Source organism: Agrobacterium sp. rho-13.3 (genome assembly GCF_033957765.2).
Classification (GTDB): domain Bacteria; phylum Pseudomonadota; class Alphaproteobacteria; order Rhizobiales; family Rhizobiaceae; genus Agrobacterium.
Map to the genome: position 1 here is coordinate 2,945,705 of NZ_CP192774.1, position 22,081 is coordinate 2,967,785.

Annotated in this window: 19 protein-coding genes; 10 read left to right on the forward strand and 9 right to left on the reverse strand. The window is 55.8% G+C overall.

What is annotated here, in order from left to right:
• Together RMR16_RS14275 and RMR16_RS14280 are read right to left on the reverse strand one after the other, a co-directional pair.
• Complete coding sequence (locus RMR16_RS14275) at positions 1–1,368, reverse strand: FAD-containing oxidoreductase (RefSeq protein WP_320200238.1); 1,368 nt, start codon at positions 1,366–1,368, stop codon at positions 1–3.
• Positions 1,365–1,832 (reverse strand): DUF4126 domain-containing protein, encoded by a 468-nt coding sequence (locus RMR16_RS14280; protein WP_320200237.1) that lies wholly within the window; start codon positions 1,830–1,832, stop codon positions 1,365–1,367. The genes RMR16_RS14275 and RMR16_RS14280 overlap by 4 nt, the downstream gene beginning before the upstream one ends.
• A 211-nt stretch (positions 1,833–2,043) precedes the next feature.
• Between RMR16_RS14280 and osmF the strand changes: the two genes are divergently transcribed.
• The 4 genes from osmF (at position 2,044) to RMR16_RS14300 (ending at position 5,833) form a co-directional block, all read left to right on the forward strand.
• The gene (osmF, locus tag RMR16_RS14285) at positions 2,044–2,961 is read left to right on the forward strand and encodes a glycine betaine ABC transporter substrate-binding protein OsmF (RefSeq protein ID WP_320200236.1); all 918 of its coding nucleotides are present in this window, start codon (positions 2,044–2,046) and stop codon (positions 2,959–2,961) included.
• A gap of 102 nt (positions 2,962–3,063) precedes the next feature.
• Positions 3,064–4,161: an ABC transporter permease gene (locus tag RMR16_RS14290; RefSeq protein ID WP_320200383.1), complete on the forward strand. Its 1,098-nt coding sequence runs from the start codon at positions 3,064–3,066 to the stop codon at positions 4,159–4,161.
• The gene (locus RMR16_RS14295; RefSeq protein WP_320200235.1) at positions 4,158–5,096 is read left to right on the forward strand and encodes an ABC transporter ATP-binding protein; all 939 of its coding nucleotides are present in this window, start codon (positions 4,158–4,160) and stop codon (positions 5,094–5,096) included. Before RMR16_RS14290 ends, RMR16_RS14295 begins: the two co-directional genes overlap by 4 nt.
• Positions 5,093–5,833 (forward strand): ABC transporter permease, encoded by a 741-nt coding sequence (locus tag RMR16_RS14300; RefSeq protein ID WP_320200234.1) that lies wholly within the window; start codon positions 5,093–5,095, stop codon positions 5,831–5,833. Before RMR16_RS14295 ends, RMR16_RS14300 begins: the two co-directional genes overlap by 4 nt.
• A gap of 4 nt (positions 5,834–5,837) precedes the next feature.
• Here RMR16_RS14300 and RMR16_RS14305 read toward each other — a convergent pair whose 3' ends face one another.
• Complete coding sequence (locus tag RMR16_RS14305) at positions 5,838–7,001, reverse strand: TadE/TadG family type IV pilus assembly protein (protein ID WP_320200233.1); 1,164 nt, start codon at positions 6,999–7,001, stop codon at positions 5,838–5,840.
• A gap of 327 nt (positions 7,002–7,328) precedes the next feature.
• On the opposite strand from RMR16_RS14305, the gene RMR16_RS14310 reads away from it, so the two are divergent.
• Positions 7,329–7,811, forward strand: coding sequence for a gluconokinase (locus RMR16_RS14310; RefSeq protein ID WP_320200382.1), 483 nt, complete (start codon positions 7,329–7,331; stop codon positions 7,809–7,811).
• A 55-nt stretch (positions 7,812–7,866) separates the two neighbouring features.
• On the opposite strand, the gene RMR16_RS14315 is transcribed toward RMR16_RS14310, so the two are convergent.
• The 6 genes from RMR16_RS14315 to RMR16_RS14340 all read right to left on the reverse strand — a co-directional run bounded on the left by RMR16_RS14315 (position 7,867) and on the right by RMR16_RS14340 (position 16,592).
• Positions 7,867–9,168 (reverse strand): NAD(P)/FAD-dependent oxidoreductase, encoded by a 1,302-nt coding sequence (locus RMR16_RS14315; protein ID WP_320200232.1) that lies wholly within the window; start codon positions 9,166–9,168, stop codon positions 7,867–7,869.
• Position 9,169: 1 nt separating this feature from the next.
• On the reverse strand, positions 9,170–10,531 hold the full coding sequence (locus RMR16_RS14320; protein ID WP_320200231.1) for a glutamine synthetase family protein: 1,362 nt from the start codon (positions 10,529–10,531) through the stop codon (positions 9,170–9,172).
• Positions 10,532–10,722: 191 nt separating this feature from the next.
• Positions 10,723–12,372 carry an ABC transporter ATP-binding protein gene (locus RMR16_RS14325; RefSeq protein ID WP_320200230.1) on the reverse strand — a complete coding sequence of 550 codons (1,650 nt, stop codon included), beginning with the start codon at positions 12,370–12,372 and terminating at the stop codon, positions 10,723–10,725.
• Positions 12,369–13,511, reverse strand: coding sequence for an ABC transporter permease (locus RMR16_RS14330; protein WP_320200229.1), 1,143 nt, complete (start codon positions 13,509–13,511; stop codon positions 12,369–12,371). Before RMR16_RS14330 ends, RMR16_RS14325 begins: the two co-directional genes overlap by 4 nt.
• Positions 13,511–14,602, reverse strand: a complete 1,092-nt coding sequence (locus tag RMR16_RS14335) for a microcin C ABC transporter permease YejB (protein ID WP_320200228.1) — start codon at positions 14,600–14,602, stop codon at positions 13,511–13,513. Before RMR16_RS14335 ends, RMR16_RS14330 begins: the two co-directional genes overlap by 1 nt.
• Positions 14,603–14,747: 145 nt before the next feature.
• A complete protein-coding gene (locus tag RMR16_RS14340; RefSeq protein WP_320200227.1) occupies positions 14,748–16,592 on the reverse strand; it encodes an extracellular solute-binding protein in 1,845 nt (614 codons plus the stop codon).
• Positions 16,593–16,783: 191 nt separating this feature from the next.
• Between RMR16_RS14340 and mepA the strand changes: the two genes are divergently transcribed.
• The 5 genes from mepA (at position 16,784) to dapB (ending at position 22,074) form a co-directional block, all read left to right on the forward strand.
• Positions 16,784–17,833, forward strand: a complete 1,050-nt coding sequence (mepA, locus tag RMR16_RS14345) for a penicillin-insensitive murein endopeptidase (RefSeq protein WP_320200226.1) — start codon at positions 16,784–16,786, stop codon at positions 17,831–17,833.
• Between the two features lie 88 nt (positions 17,834–17,921).
• The gene (locus RMR16_RS14350) at positions 17,922–18,296 is read left to right on the forward strand and encodes a methylglyoxal synthase (RefSeq protein WP_320200225.1); all 375 of its coding nucleotides are present in this window, start codon (positions 17,922–17,924) and stop codon (positions 18,294–18,296) included.
• A 30-nt stretch (positions 18,297–18,326) separates the two neighbouring features.
• The gene (locus tag RMR16_RS14355; protein ID WP_320200224.1) at positions 18,327–19,343 is read left to right on the forward strand and encodes a glucokinase; all 1,017 of its coding nucleotides are present in this window, start codon (positions 18,327–18,329) and stop codon (positions 19,341–19,343) included.
• Positions 19,344–19,438: 95 nt separating this feature from the next.
• Positions 19,439–21,223 (forward strand): ABC transporter ATP-binding protein, encoded by a 1,785-nt coding sequence (locus RMR16_RS14360; protein ID WP_320200223.1) that lies wholly within the window; start codon positions 19,439–19,441, stop codon positions 21,221–21,223.
• Positions 21,224–21,246: 23 nt separating this feature from the next.
• On the forward strand, positions 21,247–22,074 hold the full coding sequence (gene dapB / locus RMR16_RS14365; protein ID WP_320200222.1) for a 4-hydroxy-tetrahydrodipicolinate reductase: 828 nt from the start codon (positions 21,247–21,249) through the stop codon (positions 22,072–22,074).
• Positions 22,075–22,081: the final 7 nt, after the last annotated feature.

Consider the following 22,081-nt stretch of genomic DNA (forward strand, 5'->3'; position numbering starts at 1 on the left):
TTACGCCGGTTTCATGTCACCGAATACGGTCGGAATAAGCTCCGACACCGTGGGGTGAATGTGAACGGCCCGCGTGATGGTGGTGTAGGGTTTGTCGGCATACATCACATCCAGAATGCTCTGTACCGCTTCATCGCCGCCCGTTCCCAGAATGGACGCCCCAAGGATTTTGTTGGTCTCGGCATCCACGATGACTTTCATGAAGCCCAGCGTTTCGCCCTTTTCCACCGCCCGCCCAACGCGGCTCATCGGTCGCGTGCCGATCAAAAGTTTGCGTCCGCTGGCGCGAGCCGCCGTTTCGGTCATGCCGGCACGGCCAAGCGGCGGATCGATGTAAAGCGCATACGTGGAGATGCGGTCGCTGACCTTACGGGTGTCATTGTCCAGCAAATTGGCTGCAACGATCTCGAAATCATTATAGGACGTATGGGTAAAGGCACCGCGGCCGTTGCAATCGCCCAGCGCGTAGATGTGATCGACGGTGGTTTTCAGGCTATCATCAACTTCGATAAAGCCTTTCTTGTCCAGACTGACGCCTGCTCTATCCAAACCCAGATCATCCGTATTCGGACGACGGCCTGTGGCGATCAACACATGTGACACCTGTATTTTCGCATCATTGCCGATCGTGATTTCCACGCCATGACCGTTGTTGGCGAAACGTAAGTCTGCCGCCTCGAAATGGAATCTTACGCCTTCCGCAGCCAGAATATTCTTCACTGCCAGAGAAACATCCTCGTCCTCATGGGCAATCAGCCGCTTGCCGCGTTCGATGACGGTGACGTCTGATCCGAAACGCCGGAACATCTGGGCAAATTCCAGAGCGATGTAACTGCCGCCAATAATGGCGAGATGTTGCGGCAGGGTGTTCAGATCCAGCAACGATACATTCGTGAGATAGGGAATGTCGGATAGGCCGGGATAATCCGGTATCGCTGCCCGCCCGCCGCTATTGATGAAGAACTGGTCTGCCGTCAAACGCTCCTCGCCAACCGAAATCGTCTGGGCATCCTCAAAACGGGCATGTCCTCGTATCAGCGTGCAGTTTTCCATCCCCGCGAGCCAGTCTTCATTGCTCTTGCGGGCGTTGAACCGGACGTTGTCTTTGCGGGCCATGACCCTGGCAAAATCAATGGCGGGAGTGCCGGAAATACTGACTCCGTATTCGGAGGCGCGTGCTACAACGCGCGCAGCATAGGCGCTGGCGACCATGGCTTTGGTGGGCATGCAGCCGGTGTTTACGCAGGTGCCGCCAATGTGTTTGCGTTCAATCAGCGCAACCTTTCGGCCTGCCCCTGCCAAACGGCCCGCAAGCGATGGCCCCGCCTGACCGGCACCGATAATGATGGCATCGAAATGTTGCGTCATAGGACCGAGGACACCACCCAGAGTGCGAGAATAACGGCAACGGCATCCTCCAGAAGTGCAATCGGCAAGTCCTGGCCGCCGATGGCTGCGACAAGACGTTTCCGCGCCTCATAACCACCGAGCGTACCCAGCACCGCACCGATCACGCCGCCCATCAGTCCGACAGCCAACGATCCGCTGACTGTCCCGATAATCGCGCCGCTAAAGCCACCGCTGATGATGCGTGCCCCGAACTGTTGCGGCACCTTGCGGCTGGGTGTGCCGGGCAATTGGTCTGTGACGAATTCCACCAATGCCAAAATCGCAAAGATGGCCAGCGCCAGCCAATGCCCCATGAAAGAGGCCCATGTTCCAGAAACGGGTAGCCAGCCGAGATAGGCGCCCAGCGCCACGGCGGCGGGCGCTGACATGGCCCTGAGACCAGCGACGAAGCCAATAAGAACGGTTAGAATAAACAGGGTCATGCGCAGTTCTCCGATCAGTGGTAACGGGGAAACGGGATTGGCATGCACGCGATTTTGGTCTCAATGAGTGAGTGTGCATAAATCGAAATTCGAATGCAACCATTTTGCTCTCGTTTTCGTTACTGCCCACTGACTTAGCGAAGCATCGCTTGGATCGTTGCGCCCGCATGACAATAAACTTTCTTTTCCCTGCACCCGTTTCGAATGGAGAATGTCGATGAAGCGTTTGATGAAGCTGACTGGCGCAGGACTGGCGTTCGCTCTTTATGCCTCGATTGCGCAGGCCCAAGTGGTCGTTTCCTCCAAAATCGATACCGAAGGCAGCGTGCTGGGCAATATTATCCAGTCTGTTTTGAACGTGAATAACATCGCGACCACGGACCGCATTCAGCTTGGCGCGACGCCGGTGGTGCGTAAGGCGATCATGGCTGGCGAGATCGACATCTACCCGGAATATACCGGTAACGCCGCTTACTTCTTTGAAAAGGCCGATGATCCGCTCTGGAAGAATGCCGCAAAGGCATATGAGGAGGCCAAGACGCTTGATTTCGACGCCAACAAGATCATTTGGTTGACACCGTCCCCCGCCAACAACACCTGGGGCATCGCCATTCGCAAGGATGTGGCAGACAAGAACAATCTGAAAACGCTCAGCGACTTTGGCAAATATATTGCTGGTGGTGGTGAGGCGGTGTTGGCCGCGTCGTCGGAGTTCGTCAATTCCGCAGCAGCACTTCCAGCCTTTCAGAAGACATATGGCTTTACACTGAAACCGGACCAGCTGATTACACTCTCCGGCGGTGATACGGCAGCGACGATTGCGGCGGCGGCCAACCAGACCAACAAGGCCAATGCGGCCATGGTTTATGGCACGGATGGCGGCATTGCCCCTTCTGGCCTTGTGGTTCTGGAAGATGATAAAAACGTGCAGCCTGTTTACCAACCCGCGCCGATCATTCGCGAAGAGGTTTTGAAGCAGCACCCGGATATCGAAAAACTTCTCAAACCCGTTTTTGAGAAGCTCGATCTCGCGACGCTTCAGGAACTGAACGGGCGTGTGCAAGTCGGCGGCGAGCAGGCGAAAATTGTTGCCTTGGACTTTTTGACGAAAAATGGCTTTGTGAAATAAGGGGCGGTCTTGCAACACGCCTTGCAAAAGTCCGACGCATTCTCTTTGCGCCCCGACAAGGTCGGGGTGCTGATTGCCGGGCTATTGATTGTCGCGGCAACGATGTTGCCCTTCGCAACCTTCCGCGCCAACCGCATCGTGCAGGGCGAGGTGCGGGGCGTGGTTGAGGCACTGCCTCCGATCATCGGATACGGGTTTATCGCAATTATAGTGGCGGCAGGCCTGGTCGCATTTTTCCGCACCGGTGTGAAAATAAGGCTGGGCCTAGCGCTGATCGCTTTGGCCGTTTTGGCAATTTCGATCGGCATTGCTGCGTCCAATCTCACACCTGTCGGTAACACCTACGCCCGCGTTTCGCCAGCCAGCGGGTTTTGGTTGATATTTGCAGGCCTCGCACTTCTGGCAACGGACGCCATCGCGAGGCTCAATCCCGGCCCATTGATCCGCATTTTGCTATTGATCGGCACCCTCGTTGTTGTCGGTGGCATTCTCGTATCGGGGCAATGGAACGATCTTTCCGTGATGAAGGAGTATGCCAGCCGTTCGGATATTTTCTGGACGGAAGCGAAGCGCCATGTGCAGCTTGCCATGGGCTCGCTCTTTGCTGCCACCCTCATTGGCATTCCGCTGGGCGTGCTGTGTTACAAGGTTGAGAGACTGCGCGCTGGCGTGTTGAACAGCCTCAATATCATGCAGACGATACCCTCCATCGCGCTGTTTGGCCTGTTGATCGCCCCGCTCGGCTGGATTGCCACCCATGTGCCTGGCGCATCGCAAATCGGCATTCGTGGCATCGGCATGGCACCAGCCTTTGTTGCCCTGTTTCTCTATTCACTGCTGCCGGTGGTTTCCAACACGGTTGTCGGTCTGGATGGCGTGCCGCAGTCGGTTCGAGAGGCTGCCCGCGGGCTGGGCATGACGGGCTGGCAGCGGTTGTTGCGCATAGAGTTTCCGCTGGCGATGCCGATCATTCTCACGGGTATCCGCATCGTTCTGGTGCAGAATATCGGGCTGGCGACCGTTGCCGCCCTCATCGGCGGCGGTGGTTTTGGTGTGTTCGTGTTTCAGGGCATTGGGCAAACAGCCATGGATCTGGTGCTGCTCGGCACCATTCCCACCGTTGTTATGGGCTTTGCGGCCGCAATCCTGCTGGATGCCCTGATCGATAGCAACCTGTTCAACCGGGGAGTGGGCGTGTGATCGAGATCGAAAATCTCACCAAGACATACGGCGATGTTACGGTGGTAGACAATGTATCGCTGGCGATGCAACCGCGCAGCATTACAGTCATCGTCGGCACCTCTGGCTCCGGCAAGACCACGTTGCTGCGAATGATCAATCGGCTGGTCGAGCCGACGTCCGGCATCATCCGCATCGATGGGCAAAATATTCTCGATATTCCGGGCCACGCATTACGCCGCAGCATCGGTTATGCCATTCAAGGTCACGGGCTTTTTCCGCACCGCACCGTCGCGCAAAACATTGCAACAGTGCCGGAGCTGCTGGGTTGGGATCGGTCCCGGATCGATGCCAAAGTGGCCGAGCTTCTGGCGCTGTTTCAACTGGAGCCATCGCTTTACGCCAAGCGCTTTCCAAGAGAGCTTTCCGGCGGTCAGCAGCAGCGTGTCGGCGTGGCACGGGCCTTGGCTGCGGAACCTAATATTTTGCTGATGGATGAGCCGTTCGGCGCTCTCGACCCCATCATTCGCGCAAAAGCGCAGGACGATTTGCTGGCTATCCAGAAAAAGCTCGACGTCACCGTGGTTCTTGTGACGCACGATATGGATGAGGCGTTCCATCTCGCCAACCGCATCGCCGTGATGGATAAAGGCAAGATCGTGCAATACGCCCCGCCCGCGGATCTCGTGTTGAAGCCCGCAACAGAGTTCGTGCGAACCATGATCGGAGAGCGCGAAAGACCGCTCCGGCTTCTGTCGGTCGCGACCATTGCGGAGATTGTGGAACCGGGTGAGGCGGAGGGTGAACCGCTACCCGCCACAACCAGCCAGCGGGATGCGCTATCGGCGATGTTATGGACAGGCCGCGAATCGCTGCCAGTGATCGGCACGGATGGTCGAAAAGCCGGGCGCATTCGCCGCGAAAGCTTGCTGCACAACGCGGCAGGTTCTTCATGAAAAGAAGGCTCGCGCCCATTCTGCTGACGGCACTGTCTCTGCTGCTTATTGCGTTTCTGGCAGAGCCGAAGCTTTTCGAACCACTGTTCAGGCCACTCGTTCAGGCAAACGCGCCCGCCATTTATGTACAGGCCAACCTCCTGTCACTGACGCTCTCTCATATCGCAATCATGGCGATGGCGACGGGCGCGGCTATTGTGATTGCCGGAACGCTGGCCATTCTTGTGACCCGGCCTTTCGGTCAGGAATTCCTCCCGCTGTCGCGCAGCATCGTCAATATCGGTCAGACTTTGCCCCCAGTGGCTGTTCTCGCGCTGGCCGTGCCGATCATGGGGTTTGGCGAAAAGCCGACACTGATTGCACTGTTTCTCTATGCCCTGCTGCCGATATTTGAAAATACGCTGACGGGCCTCACTACGCTTCCGCATGCCGTGATGGAAGCGGCCCGTGGCACGGGCATGACTGGCTTTCAGCGGCTTTGGCGCATCGAACTGCCCCTCGCTTTACCCGCTATCCTGGCAGGCATTCGGCTGTCCGCCGTCATCAGCCTGTCCACAGCAACAATAGGCTCAACCGTTGCAGCCAAAACGCTGGGTGAAGTCATCATCGCCGGTCTGCAATCCAACAACATCGCCTTCATTCTTCAAGGCGGATTGATCGTCGCCGCATTGGCCGTCTTGATCCATAGCACTCTATCGATGCTGGAAGCGAAAGCGGCCCGACAAACGGGCCGCTAAATGTTCATTTTACGAGCCGTGCAGCCGTTTTTGCGCCGGTGTCTGCGCCATCATACGACGTCAGAGACCAGTTGGCGGAGTTGACGATCATCGTATTCACCACCATCGTAATTTTGTTCGATTGATTGGTGGTGGAGTTGTAGGTCACGTCGCGGTTGGGCAGGTAGATAATCCCCTCCAGCGTTTCGCCTTTGGAACCATTGAAAATATACTGCCTTGTGTTGGAGCCGACGGCTGCATCGCTGGTTTTTTCAAACATCAGGATGCCCTTATAGGCACCACTTGTCGGTGCTGACGCCTTGAATGTCAGTCCGCCATTGGCGCGGATTTCGCTGTCGACATCCGGGAAGTAGAATGTCACGCCATCGGCAACGACCGTGGCATTGCTGTTGATGATCATGCGGCCCTTGATGATGTGCAGACCCGGTTCGAACGTCACCGTTGGGCTGCCGTTGAATGTCAGGTCGCATTGCATGCCAGGCTTGATAGACTGCGTCTGGCCATCCTTCGTGCCGCTGTTGGTGCATGTCGTCGGGAGTTTCGGCTCGGCGAATTTGCCCGCGTAAGGGTCGGCAGCGGCATTGCAGCCCACCAGCATATTGGTCAGGGTGCCGCCATTTTTGATGTATTTGGTGCCTTTTACGCAGAAACGCGTCGTATCGATGGTCGATCCACTGTTCATGATGAAAGCCGGATCACTGACGGATTGCACGTCGATACCGCAAGTTGTTGATTTGACGATGGCGCCGGAGTTGATGAGCACCGCCTGGTTTTTGTTGCCGAGAACGTAAATGCAGGCACCGGATGCTTTTGCTTTCGGCGCAATAGCCGTGGAGGACACTGAAATCGGCAGGGTGTTGAGGCCAATGATGCTCAGGAATGACGGTTTGAAATCGGATTTAAAATCGCCGGTGACGCTTCCATCCGAGTTAGACGCAACGGAGACGCTATTGGTTAAATCGATTTTCTTGCCATCTTCCCCCACCAGATCGCCCAGAAAGTTCTCGATTTCGGCGCGCTGTGTCTGAGGGGTGGATTTAGTCGCTGCGGCGAGAACGCCCGCATCCAGCTTTTCTTGCAAATGCCGCTTTTCCGTAAAAGCATTGCTCACATCCACCGTACCGCCAGCGACCACCAGAAGCACGGGCATCATCACAGCCGCCATCATCGCAAAGTTGCCTTGGCGGTTTTGTGTCAGTTTGAGAAATTTGTCGGCTAGTGGTTTTGTTTTAAGACGAGATTTCTTATTTGTCATAATTTATGGGCCATTTTAAAACATGAGCTATATTTGATATTTCCTTTTAGTTTCAATAGTTTAATTTTTAAAAAATATCTGGTATCAACATTTCGCTAACTGGAAAGGTAAAGATTTAACAAACGTCAAACCGTTGTTGGAACCCCAGAAAAAGTTTCCGATTCGCTGCACGATGTTGTAGTTCGATGCGGGATCATTTTAGAAGATGCAGAGGTTTTCGTGACACAGGCAATCATCGTGATGGGCGTCAGCGGCTGCGGCAAATCCACCGTGGGCGAAGAACTTGCCAAACAGCTGGGTGTGCCATTCGCGGAAGGCGACAAGCTGCACCCGGCCTCCAACGTGAAAAAGATGGCCGCCGGAACTCCACTCAATGATGATGACCGCTGGCCATGGCTGGATCTGGTCGGTGCGGACCTGCGCAAGGGGTATGAGGCGGACGGTATCGTCATCTCCTGCTCCGCGCTGAAGAAGATTTACCGTGAACGCCTGCGTGAAAGCTGCGGCGGGCCGCTGGCCTTCGTCTACCTCGAAGGCAGTGTCGACCTTCTGACCGAGCGCATGGGTGCACGCACTGGCCACTTTATGCCACTTTCGCTTCTGCAAAACCAACTTGCCACAATGGAAGTGCCAACCGGAGAGCCGGGCGTCGTCACCGTCAATATTGATGCGTCGCCAGAAGAGATCGTCGCGAACGCCTTGAAGGGCCTCGCTTCTCTTTAATCGGTCTTGCGCAAGTGCGGACGCACAACCGCTTCACACTTTTGCTTGAATTGCCTTAAACACCCAGCTTGTCCCGCAGGCCGTACCACCATGCACCCAGCATGGTCAGCGGCACGCGGAAGGTTTTGCCGCCGGGGAACGGATAGTTCGGCAGGGAAGACCAGACATCAAAGCGTTCCGCATGTCCCGCCACCGCTTCACCAAGGATTTTGCCCAGAAGTTGCGTTGTCGTAACCCCATGGCCGCTATCACCATGAGAGAAATAGACGTTCTGCGACAGCCGCCCGATATGCGGAATGCGAGTCAGTGTTAGCGCGAAATTGCCGCTCCATGCAAAATCGATCTTGGTGTTTTGCAATTGCGGAAACGTCTTGAGCATATTGGGGCGAATAACGCTGGTCAGGTCTGCGGGATCGCTGCCGCCATAACCAATGCCGCCGCCGTAAAGCAGGCGGTTGTCGGAGGTGCGGCGGTAATAATCCAGAATGTAATTGGCATCCTCGACGCAATAATTCGCGGGCAAAAGCTCTTCGATCAAAGCTGCATCCAGCGGTTCCGTCGCCATGACCTGACTAGACACCGGCATCATACGTTCGCCGATTTCTGGCAACAGCTTGCCCAGGTAAGCATTGCCACAGACCAGCACATATTTGGCGGCCACCTTGCCTTGGGCCGTGCGCACCACCGGGGTTTCACCCTGCTCAACTGAGATGACACGAGAGTTTTCGAAAATTCGCCCGCCAAGGCTTTCGATGGCCGCTGCCTCGCCCAACACATAGTTCAGCGGGTGGATATGTCCACCGAGACGGTCGATCATGCCGCCAGCATAACGATCAGATTTTACATATTTGCCGACTTCGGATTGGGACACCATCTCAAGCCCGGTGTGGCCGTGTTTTTCCCAATGGGCCTTGTTGGCTTCCATGCCCTTGATTTGTTTGGGCGTAAAAGCCGCGAAGAAACCGCCATCCACCAGATCACAATCAATGTTGTACTTCACCACCCGATCGCGGATAATCTGCCCGCCTTCCAGCGACATTTCACCAAGCTGGATGGCCTTTTGCTGGCCATAGCGACCGGCAATCGTTTCCAGATCGCGGCTATAACCATTAACGATTTGTCCGCCGTTGCGACCGGATGCACCAAAACCGATGCGTTCGCCTTCGAGAACGATGACGGAAAAGCCTTTTTCAGCCAATTCAAGTGCAGCGGACAGACCGGTAAAACCTGCGCCGATGATGCAGATATCTGCATCCTGATCGCCTTGCAGGGCGGTGCGTACGGTCTTGTTGTTGGCGGAGGCTGCGTACCATGAAGACGTATGGCCGGGGTTTGGAATGCTCGTCACTGCTGCCATCTCACACCGTCCTGATATAAGCGTCGTATTCGACGTCTGTTACGCGCAGCGAAAATTCGGACAGCTCCTGCTGTTTGCAGGACGAGTAGAGCGTGCGGTATTTCTGTCCTAAAGTCGCATAGGCAAAGCTGGAGCGCGTGAAACGCTGGAGCGCATAATCCCAGTTGGTCGGAAGTGGTTCGTGGTTGATGGCATGGCTGTCACCAGAGATTGCGCCACCCGGCTGACGCTTTTCCTTCATGCCCGACAGTGCAGCACTAAGGATCATCGCCAGCACCAGATAGGGATTGGTATCGGCTCCAGCCACGCGGTGTTCGATACGGGTCGCCGGCTTGCTGGCGACAATCACGCGCACCGCCGCAGAGCGATTGTCGATGCCCCACGAGGCATAGGTCGGCGCATGTTCACTGGGACGCAGGCGGCGGTAGGAATTGGCATGCGGCGCAAACACCGCCATGCTTTCCCCCATATTTTCCAAGAGCCCGCCCACCGAATGCATCAGCGCTTCGGATGGTCCATTCTCGCCTGCATAAATATTGTTGCCATCCCGATCCAGCACGGAAAAATGGACGTGCATGCCATTGCCCGCCTGCATACCGTATGGCTTTGCCATGAAGGTGGCATCCAGATCATGCTTGCGGGCCACGCCCTTGACGATGCGTTTCAGGAAGACCGCGAAATCCGCAGCTTGAAGTGCATCCGGCACATGGTTGAGATTGATTTCATACTGGCCTGGGCCGTTTTCGCGGAGGGTGGTATCGGCGGCAACCTTCTGCGCGCGGCAGGCGGTGGCGATATCGTGAAAGACTTCTTCGAAATCCTGCAATTCGGAAATGGACAGAACCTGCGTCTGGCCGGTGTGCCAGCGACCTTCACGGCTGCGCGGCGGACGAACGGGGTCGAGTGCGGAACGAACCGGATCGATGAGATAAAATTCCAGCTCCGTCGCAACAACCGGCGTCAGGCCGCGCCGCGTGAAACCAGACAGAACCTGCGCCAGCACATTGCGCGGATCACCATAAAAACCACTGCCATCAGGGTCTCTCATGGCCAGCAGAACCTGAGCCGTCGGCCGGCCCAGCCATGTGACGCGCGAGAGCGTTTCCGGCACGGGAAAACACAGGCCATCCGGGTCGCCAGTGCCTTCGGCCAGACCAGCGGCGTTCACATCGCGGCCCCAGATATCCAGCGCGTAAACAGAGCGCGGCACGGCCATGCCTTTTTCCAATACGTCGATGGCCCGCTCACGCGGAATCCACTTGCCACGCGGCACGCCGTTTACGTCGATGACGAAGGCTTCGAGGATTTCAATGTCGGGGTTCTGTTCGAAAAATGTCTTTGCGTATTCGATATCGGCCATCATTCACCAGCAGGTTGTTTCAGTTTCGGTCGCGGCAGAGTCGCTAACGGAAAACATCCACAAGCTGATAAATCAAATATCGCGCCGTCATGATGACAATACGCCTCATTGTTTCCCACGTTCTTCGAGCATGTTACGTGGGCTGACCCAAGAAGGCCAGTGTGTTTTTAGGGCATAGCAAGCGGTGGCTGTGCTTATTCGCTCACCGCAGCCGTCTTCACCGCCTCGATATTAAAAGCCGCCGCCATCAGCGCCCGTGTGTATTCTTCTTTAGGTGCCTCGAAAATAGATTTCGCGGGACCGCTTTCCACCACCTTGCCGTGGCGCATGACAATCATGTCATTGGCCAGTGCTTTGACCACTTTCAGGTCATGGCTAATGAACAGATAGGCGAGATCGTGCTTGGCCTGCAAATCTCGCAGAAGATCCACCACCTGCGCCTGCACGCTCATGTCCAGCGCCGACGTCGGCTCATCCAGCATCACGAAACGCGGCTTCAACACCATGGCACGGGCAATGGCGATGCGCTGCCGCTGACCGCCGGAAAATTCATGTGGGTAACGCCAGCGCGTTGCAGTGTCGAGCCCGACTTCGTCCAGTGCCTGCGCCACCCGCCGGTCACGCTCATCATGGGATAACCACTTCTCGTGTACGCGCAAACCTTCGGCGATGATTTCACCCACCGACATGCGGGGGCTGAGCGAACCATAGGGGTCTTGAAACACCACCTGAAGCCGGTTTCTCAGCGGCTTCATCATGGCATAAGAATAGCTATCGATGGATTGGCCGATAAAGCTTATGCGCCCTTTCGAGGAAATCAGCCGCGAAAGCGCCAGACCCAGTGTTGTCTTACCGGAACCGGATTCACCCACAACGCCCACCGTTTGCCCGGCACGCAGCGTAATATCGATACCATCCACCGCCTTGACGTGATCCACCACCTTGCGCATCAAACCAGCCTTGATCGGGAACCAGACCTTGATGTCATCGCCCTGCATGACCACAGGTTTGCTGGTATCGGAAAGCGGTGGCTCGCCTTTGGGTTCTGCCGCCAGAAGGTGGCGGGTATAGGCGTGTTGCGGGGTGTTGAAGACCTGCTCGACCGTGCCCGTCTCAACGATCTTGCCCTTGGTCATCACGCAAACGCGGTCGGCAAATTTGCGCACGATGCCGAGATCATGGGTGATGAACAGCATGGACATGTCATGCTTGTTCTTCAACTCGCCCAGAAGCTCAAGGATTTGCGCCTGAACCGTGACGTCCAAAGCCGTTGTCGGCTCATCCGCGATCAGCAATTTTGGCCGGTTGGCAAGCGCCATGGCAATCATCACACGTTGGCGCTGGCCGCCGGAAAGCTCGTGCGGATAGGCTTTCAGCCGTTTTTCCGGTTCGCGAATACCAACCTGCAACAGCAGTTCCAGAACCCGTTTTCTGGCCTCGACACCGGTGATCGCCTGATGCAGCTCCAGAATCTCACCAATCTGCCGCTCAATGTTGTGCAGCGGGTTGAGCGAGGTCATAGGCTCCTGAAAAATCATGGTGATGTCGTTGCCACGCACGGCGCGAAGCTCGCGCATCGACGCGTCCAGCAAGTCCTGACCCTGGAAGATGATTCGCCCGGACGGATGGCTTGCAGCCGGATAAGGCAGCAGCTTCAGGATGGAGTTGGCCGTCACCGATTTGCCGGACCCGGATTCCCCCACCAGCGCCACGACTTCGCCGGGCATGATGTCGAACGAAACACCATCAACCGCCACGCTCTCCTTGCCACCCTGGTGAAAGGCGACGGAGAGGTCGCGAACGGCCAGAAGCGGGGCGATCATTCTTTCTGTGACGGCGCTCATCGGAATGTCTTTCGTGGGTCAAAGGCATCGCGCACCGCTTCACCCACGAAGATCAGCAGCGACAGCATGATCGACATGGTGAAGAAAGCCGTCAGCCCCAGCCACGGCGCCTGAAGGTTGTTCTTGCCCTGCGCAATCATTTCGCCCAGCGACGGCGAGCCGGGCGGCATTCCGAAGCCGAGGAAGTCCAGTGATGTCAATGTGGTGATCGAACCCGAAAGGATGAAGGGCAGGAAGGTCAGCGTCGCGACCATGGCGTTGGGCAGCAAATGGCGAAACATGATGGTGCCGTTGCTGACACCAAGTGCGCGGGCGGCATTCACATATTCAAAGTTTCTGGCGCGCAGAAATTCCGCCCGCACAATGCCGACAAAACCGACCCATGAGAACAGCAGCATGATGCCCAAAAGCACGAAGAAGCCGGGCGGCAGAATAGCGGCGATAATCAGCAGGATATAAAGCACCGGCATCGAAGACCAGATTTCGATGAAACGTTGCATCAGCAAATCCGTCCAGCCACCGAAATAACCCTGCACGGCACCGGCGGTCACACCAACAATGGCCGACGCGATGGTCAGCACTAGGCCGAACAGCACGGAAATACGGAAGCCGTAGATCACGCGGGAAGCGACATCACGGGCCTGATTGTCTGTACCGAGCCAATTGAGATTGCCGACTGTACAGGCCGGATCGGCAACGCCCTGCGGATAACCGGAGCAACGTTCCTGCTCATCCATCAGCCAAAAGGGGCGTGTGGGCGCGGAGTGCGGAATATTGGAATTGACCGTCTGGTAGGAATAACGGATCGGCGGCCAGATCATCCAGCCATTGGCGTTGATTTCTTCCTGAATGAATGAGGATTTGTAATCCGTCTGCGCAAGAAAGCCGCCAAACTTTTCCTCCGGGTAATCCACCATAACAGGCACCAGAATTTCGCCCTTGTACGAGGCGATAATAGGCTTGTCATTGGCTAGAAATTCCGCAAACAGGCTGAGGCCGAATATCAACAGGAAAACCCAAAATGACCAGTAGCCGCGACGGTTCGCCTTGAAATTCTGCCAGCGTCGGACGGTGGTGGGCGAAAAGAACGGCCGCTTCTGTGGTGGTGTGTCGGTCGCTGCGAGTGTTGGAACTGGCATCACACGTCCCTCCGCTCAAAGTCGATGCGCGGATCGATCCATGTGTAGATCATGTCGGATAAGAGGCTGACGACGAGGCCCATCAGCGAGAAGATGAACAGCGTTCCGAACACGATCGGGTAATCGCGGTTAACGATCGAGAGATAACCAAGCCTCCCCAAACCATCCAGCGAGAAGATATTTTCGATCAACAGCGATCCTGTAAAGAAAGCCGAGATGAAGGCGCCGGGGAAACCGGCAATGACGATCAGCATCGCGTTGCGGAAAACATGGCCGTAAAGAACCTTACGCTCAGACAGGCCCTTGGCGCGGGCCGTGACCACATATTGCTTCTTGATTTCATCAATGAAGGAGTTCTTGGTCAGAAGCGTGGTGGTGGCAAATGCGGATAGGACGAGTGCCGTCAATGGCAGCGCCATGTGCCAGAAATAATCGAGAATCTTCTGCCACCATACCAGTTCGGCAAAATTATCAGACACCAGACCGCGTAGCGGGAACCAGTCAAAGAACGAACCGCCTGCAAAAACCACAATCAGCAAAATACCGAACAGAAAGCTCGGCACCGCATACCCGACGATCACGATACCCGACGTCCAGACATCGAATGTCGAGCCATCCGAAACGGCTTTCTTGATGCCGAGAGGAATGGAGATGGCGTAGGAGATGATCAATATCCAGAAGCCGAGCGAAATCGACACAGGCAGCTTATCGATGATGAGGTCTATGACAGAGGAATTGCGGAAGAAACTGTCGCCGAAATCGAAGCGGATATAATTCCACATCATTTCAAGGAAGCGCGTCAGCGGTGGTTTGTCGAAACCGAACTGCTTTTCCAGCTTGGCAATCAGCTCCGGGTCCAACCCCTGCGCGCCGCGATATTTCGAACCGCTTTCGTCAAAGCCGCCACCACCCATCAGGTCGCCACCACCGGAAAGCCGATCGGAGGCGCTATCACCAGAGCCGGAAAGCTGGGCGATGACCTGCTCCACAGGTCCGCCCGGTGCGAACTGAATAACAAGAAAGGAAATGCCCATGATGCCGATAATGGTCGGTATCATCAGCGCCAAGCGCCGCAGAATATAAGCTCCCATCAGACGCCCCGCTGTATGGAATTGGGCTTAAATGTCATCGGTTCCGTCAAACCGTTTCCTTTCACGCATACGGCAAAGGCCGCATCTGTCATGATTCGCAATAGCCCATGTGGATCAAGGCTTGGCTGATAAAGCAAGGCTTACGTTATTTTCCAGCACTCGTGGACCACCATGCATTCGGGAAACCGATGCCATAGCGGGGCAGGCTTTGCGGCTGCACCAGCACATTCCAGTAGGCGAGCGTCATTTCTCCACGATAAAATTGCGGGATAACGTAATTTCCGGCCAGAAGTACACGGTCCAGCGCCTTTACGGCAGCGACCTGATCGTCACGATTTCCTGCAAAAATAACTTTACGGACAAGGGCGTCTACAGCCGGATTGTTGATACCAGCAAAGTTCTTGGATCCCTGACGATCGACGGCTTTGGAACCCCAGTAGTCGGCCTGCTCATTTCCAGGATTGGCGCTTTGCGCCCAAAGATTGACGATCATATCATAATCGAAGGACCGGGTGCGGTTTGTGTATTGCGATGTATCGACAAGCCGCACGGTCGCATTGATGCCGATCTTGCGAAGGTTATTGGTGTAGGTGACGACGACACGTTCCATGGCAGCGGAATCAACGAGAATTTCAAACTCGAACGGCTGGCCGCTGGACGCATTGACCATGCGGTTGCCGCGAAGCTCGTAACCGGCTTCTTTCATCAGCTTGACTGCTTCACGAAAATTATCGCGCTGTTTGGCTGGATCGCCGCCTACCGGATTTTTATATTCCTTGGTGAAAACGTCAGCCGGAACCTGATCCTTGATTTCGTTCAGAATTTCCAGCTCTTTGCCTTGCGGCAGGCCGGATGAGGCAAGATCGCTGCCCATGAAATAGCTGTTGATGCGCTGATACTGATTGTAAAACAGCGTGCGGTTCATCTCTTCAAAGTCAAACGCATAGTTCAAAGCCAAGCGGACTTTTGGGTCTTTAAACTTGTCGCGCCGTGCATTGGGCACCAGCGCCTGCATTATGCCGACCGAACGGTAGATATTCGGTAACTCCTCGCGCTTTATCCGACCGTCTTTGACGGCGGGAAAATCATAACCCGTTGCCCAGCGTCCCGCGGAGTTTTCTTGCCAGAAATCGGTATTTCCGGCTTTGAACGCCTGAAACTCAACGTCGCGATCGGTGTAGAAGGTATAGCTGATCGTCTTGAAATTATTCTGGCCGACATTGACGTTCACGTCCTTGCCCCAATAATCGTCACGCAATTCGTAGGTGATGGTCGAGCCTGGCGCTACGGATGCAATCTTGTAAGGACCGGACCCCATAACCGGCTCCAGCGTACCGCGAGAGATATCACGCGGTTTGCCATCTGGTCCGTTGCCCTCCCACCAGTGTTTCGGCACCACTTGCACTTGCCCGACGATCTGCGGCAGTTCCTTGTTGTTCTTCTCATCGAAGGTGAATGTCACTTCACGGTCGCCGGTCTTTTCCGCCTTGATGACGCTGGCATAATAGGTGGCCTGTTGCGGGTTCAGATCTTTTGCTTTTTCGAAACTGAAAACAACGTCTTCTGGCGTTACCGGCTGACCGTCAGCCCATTTCGCTTCTTTTCGCAGACGATAGGTCACTTTGGAGATATCATCCGGGAAGCTCACGGCCTCCGCCAAAAGACCGTAGGAGGAAGACAATTCCTCTTCCGAGGACTTCATCAGCGTGTCGAATACAAGGCCCAGTCCCGTTGCAGCTTCGCCCTTTGCAAGCACTGGATTGACCGTATCGAACGTGCCGGCGGTTGAAAGTCTGAGCGTGCCACCCTTGGGCGCATCCGGGTTCACGAAATCGAAACGCGCGAAACCATTGGGATGCTTCAGTTCACCGACCGTCGAAATCCCGCTCCGCCAATTGTCGCTGTTCTGGGCGAAGGCTCCCATCGAAGCTGTCATGAGAGATGCGGCGGCGAGAGCGAACAGGCCGGATTTCAACATTGCCAATGCCATGAAGCGATGGTCCTTTTTACTTTTCATTGCCGTGCAGCATAAAACAAACATTGGCAAAAAATAGGGGGCATGACGGTCAGTCATCTCACAAGCGCTTTATCCGGTGTCATCAGGCAAACATGCTTTCACCAAATTCCCGTTCCAGCGTATGATTCAAAGAGAATCAATTCAGCATCGCAGGCGGCGGACCCATGAAAAAACAGGCAACCAGCATGCGCAAGGCATCGCTTCTGGCCCTCTCGATTGTCTCTATGATCGGTGTGGGGGCGGGTTCTGTGTTTGCGCAAGACGGACCGGCCAAGCAGGTTTTCGGCAATATTGCTCTTCCTTCTGCTGGCGCGCCCGCGTCTTACGGGTCTTATGCCAAGGGTTGCCAGTCTGGCGCCGTTGCGCTTCCGACAGAGGGCCAGGGTTTTCAGGCCATGCGGCTTTCCCGCAACCGCTATTGGGGCCAGCCGCAGCTGATTTCCTTTATCGAGCGTTTTGCAAAAGACGCGCAAAAGATCGGCTGGCCGGGTCTGTTGATCGGCGATATCTCACAGCCGCGTGGCGGGCCGATGTTGACGGGCCATGCCTCGCACCAGATCGGTCTGGATGCCGATATCTGGTGGCGTCCGATGCCAAACCAGATCATGAGCGCCGAGCAGCGCGAGAGTACGCCCTTCATCTCCATGCTCGACAAAAGCAAATTCCTGACCGTCGATGACAAAAAATGGTCTCCGCTCAACGCCAAGCTGGTGGTGATGGCGGCAAGCTATCCGCAAGTGGAGCGCATTTTCGTCAATCCGGCCATCAAGCAGAAACTTTGCCAAACATGGACCGGCGACCGCACCAATCTCGGCAAGATCAGGCCGATTTACGGACATGACGAGCATTTCCATGTGCGTCTGGAATGCCCTCCCGGCGCACCGAACTGCAAACCTCAGGCTGCGGTGGCTGCTGGCGATGGATGCGATAAATCTCTGGCATGGTGGTTCACCAAGGAGCCTTGGGAAGCGCCGAAAAAAGACCCGAATGCCAAGCCACCAAAACCACCGCGCCCGATGATGGTATCTGACCTGCCCAGAGCCTGCGCCGCAATTGCCGCCGCACCGTCTGCTGGAGGTCGCAGCATGGCCGTTCAGGACGCCTATGTGCCAGCTGCCGCGCCGCAATCGGTTCCACAGTCGTCCAGTGGTTCGGGTGTGCCCACGCCACCTGCCGATGTGCCCCGGCCGTCATCACGTCCCTCTTTGAATTGATTTGCGCCCGAAGCACTGCTTTTCAAATAGTGCAGAGTTGCTATAGAAGGCTTCAATCGATTTAGACGCTGGGGCGCAGAGAGTTACAATGATAGGTCAACGCTGTATCGCACTGATCGCGCATGATGAGAAAAAAGACGATATGGCCGCCTTTGCCCGTGAGCATCAGAAGGCTCTGTCGCAATTTCGCATCGTCGCCACCGGCACGACTGGTGGGCGGGTGCAGGATGCCTGCCCGGATTTGAATGTGCTGCGTCTTAAAAGTGGCCCGCTCGGTGGCGACCAGCAGATTGGTGCGATGATCGCAACCGGTGAAGTCGACATGCTGATCTTCTTTGTCGATCCTCTCACGTCCATGCCGCATGATGTGGATGTCAAAGCCTTGACACGCCTTGCGACCGTCTACGACATTCCCATGGCGCTGAACCGCGCGACGGCTGAAAAGCTGACCGATTTCAATTAAGACACCTATTACCGCTATTCAGGAGCAGCAATGCTTAAGCAGAACGACACTCTTTCCTTCCCGATTCTCATCGGAGATATCGGTGGCACCAATGCGCGTTTCTGCATTTTGCTGGATGCCAATGCCGAGCCTGTTCATCTGACAAGCGTAAAAACGGCGGACTTCGAAAACATCGATGACGCCATTCAAAGCGTGATCCTTGACAAGACCTCTATTCAGCCGGTGTCGACCATTCTTGCTATTGCAGGTCCAATCGAGACGGACGAAATTCCGCTGACCAATTGCCATTGGGTCGTCAGACCCAAAACGATGCTCGCCGATCTCGGGCTGAAAGACGTCATCGTTATCAATGATTTTGAGGCGCAGGCACTCGCCATCGCGTCTCTTGGCGACGACAACCGCAAAACCATCGGTCCCCAGAACCCCGATATGATGGCGTCACGCGTGGTGCTTGGTCCCGGCACAGGCCTTGGGGTCGCTGGGCTCGTTTACGCCCGCAACATGTGGTTTCCGGTTCCCGGTGAAGGGGGGCATGTGGATATTGGCCCGCGTAGCCCACGCGATTATCAAGTGTTTCCGCATCTCGAAACCATTGAGGGCCGCATTGCGGGCGAACAGATTTTGTGTGGGCGCGGCCTCGTCAATCTTTATCGCGCCGTCTGCGCGGCAGATGGCGTATCGCCCGCCTTCTCCGATCCTGCCGATGTGACCGCAACCGGCTTGAGCGGTGAAAACCCTCAGGCGAAAGAAACTCTGTCACTGTTCAGCACTTATCTTGGACGTCTTGCAGGTGATCTGGCGTTGATCTTCATGGCGCGTGGCGGTGTTTATCTGGCTGGCGGCATTTCGCAGAAAATCATCCCGGCGCTGGAGCTGCCGGAATTCCGAGCTGCCTTCGAAGACAAGGCACCGCACAGGGCCTTGATGCGCAGCATTCCAACCCATGTCGTGACCCATCCGCAGGCCGCATTGGCCGGTCTTTCCACCTATGCCCGTACACCCGGTGACTTCGGCCTGACGCTGGATGGCAGGCGCTGGCAGACGTGATGAGAACTTCAGACTGGTCAAAACCCGCCTGAATGGCTATAGACCCGGCTTGAAAAGGCGGGTTTCCCGCCAAGAACCGCAAGGTGGATAAACGCTTGAAGACCGCCAAGACAAAACATCCTGTTGATACCGACACAATCACATCTGTCCTGAAACGCATTTTTTCAGAAAATGCACGTGACCATATTCCGGGTTACGCATTCGCGATTTTCTGCCTTTTGACAGTTGCCGGTACGACAGCGTTCACGGCATGGATCATGGACTCGATCATCAACGAGGCATTCGTCAACCGGCGTGCTGACCTCGTCTGGATCATCTGCGCCTCCATCTTTGCGGCTTTCTTTATCCGTGGATTGGCGACTTATGGTCAGTCGGTTGCCCTTTCGAAAATCGGCAACAATATCGTTGCCCGATACCAGAAGCGGCTCTACTCGCATCTGATGACACTATCTGTGGGATATCTCAGCGAGTCGCGCTCAGCGCATCTGGCTGCACAGGTCAGTCAGAACATTGGCGGTATCCGCGATGTCATGAACATCACCGTCACGACCGTCGCGCGTGACCTGCTGACCTTCATCGCATTGGTTGCCGTGATGATCGTGAAAGACCCGATTCTTTCGATCGTGATTGTATTTATCGTACCGCCTCTGGTTCTTGGTTTGCGTTATATCGCAAAGCGTCTGCGTCAGGCCACGCGTGATGCTGTTATCCTCAACAGCCGTGTGCTGGGCGCCATGCAGGAAACGCTGCAAGGCATTGCCATCGTCAAAGCCTTCACCATGGAAAAGCAGCTGGAAGAGCGCGTAGACCGCGTTGTGGATTCCGCTGAATGGCGTGCAAACCGTATTGCCAGATTGACGGAAAAAACTGCGCCTTTGACCGAAACAATCGCTGGTCTTGCCGTTTCCAGCGTGCTGGCTTATGCAGCCTATCGCGCCATCTATGACAATGTGCCGCCAGGCGCATTCTTCGCCTTTGTCACCGCCTTGCTGTTGGCGTATGACCCTGCGCGCCGCCTTGCCCGCGTGCAGATTTCAATGGAACGTGCGGTCGTCAATGCGCAGATGATCTATGATATCCTCGACATGAAACCGGTACAGCGCGAAAAGCCCGACGCGCAACCGCTGAAGATTTCAAACGCTACAGTCGAGCTGCGCGATGTTTTCTTTTCCTATAAAGATGGTGGTCAAATCCTGAAGGGTGTCAGCTTTGTTGCAGAAGGCGGCAAGACCACGGCGCTCGTCGGGCCGTCCGGTGCTGGAAAATCAACCATCATCAACCTCGTTCCGCGCTTTTATGATCCGGACGGAGGGGCGATTCTGATCGATGGTCAGAACATTGCTGACGTGACGACATTGTCCGTTCGTCAGAACCTGGCCTATGTCTCGCAGCAACCCTACCTTTTCGAAGGTACGATTCGTGACAATATTCGCTATGGACGGCCGGAAGCGACGGATAGCGAGATCGAAGAAGCAGCAAAGCTGGCCTTCGCGCATGATTTCATTCTGGCGCAACCGCAGGGATACGAAACGCCTGTCGGTGAAAATGGCATGACGCTTTCTGGCGGTCAGCGCCAACGCCTGTCCATCGCTCGTGCGTTGGTGCGCAATGCACCGATCCTGCTTCTCGACGAAGCCACCTCAGCCCTCGACACCGAGTCCGAAGCCGTAGTTCAGAAGGCGCTTGATACCGCGATGAGCGGACGCACCGTGATTGTCATCGCTCACCGCCTTTCGACCGTGGTGAAGGCAGACAAGATCGTGGTGATGAACGATGGTCTTGTCGTGGAAGAAGGTGCGCATGAGACGCTTGCGCGGCAGGAAGATGGTCTTTACGCTCGCCTCAACAATCTTCAGGCAACGGGCGTTCGCGGTCTTTAAACCGCAAATCACAGTGGGGAAGCATGAGCGGTGATGGCATGAAACTGGTTGTGGTCGGTGCTGCCGGGCGTATGGGACAAACCCTGATTCGGCTGATCCATGAAACACCGGGCGTCCAACTTCATGCCGCCCTGGAGCGTGAAGGTTCCCCCTTCATCGGTCGTGATGCGGGCGAGATTTCGGGCCTTGGTCCGATTGGTGTTGCCGTCACCAGCGATGCGCTTGAAGCCTTTGTGCATGCCGAAGGTGTGATCGATTTTACCTCGCCTGCCGGAAGCGTGGCTTTCGCAGGTCTCGCGGCGCAGGCGCGCATCGTCCACGTCATCGGCACCACGGGTTGCTCGGTGGAAGATGAGGAAAAATTCAATGCCGCAGCCCGCCACGCCCGCATCGTCAAGTCCGGCAATATGAGCCTCGGTGTGAACCTGCTCGGCGTGCTGACGCAGCAGGCAGCGAAAGCACTTGATGCCAACAGCTGGGATATCGAAGTCCTGGAAATGCACCATAAGCACAAGGTCGATGCGCCGTCCGGTACCGCCTTGCTTCTGGGTGAAGCAGCGGCAAAGGGGCGTGCGGTTGATCTCGCGACGTCTTCCGTACGCGTACGCGATGGCCATACCGGTGCGCGCGAAATCGGCACGATCGGTTTTGCCACGCTGCGCGGAGGTTCGGTTATCGGCGACCATTCGGTGATTTTCGCTGGTGAGGGTGAACAGATCACCCTGTCGCATCATGCTGGGGATCGCACCATTTTCGGGCGGGGTGCCATAACCGCTGCCCTGTGGGCTTTCGATAAAAAGCCGGGTTTCTATTCCATGCTGGACGTTCTCGGTCTGGCGAAAAACCAATAATCAACTC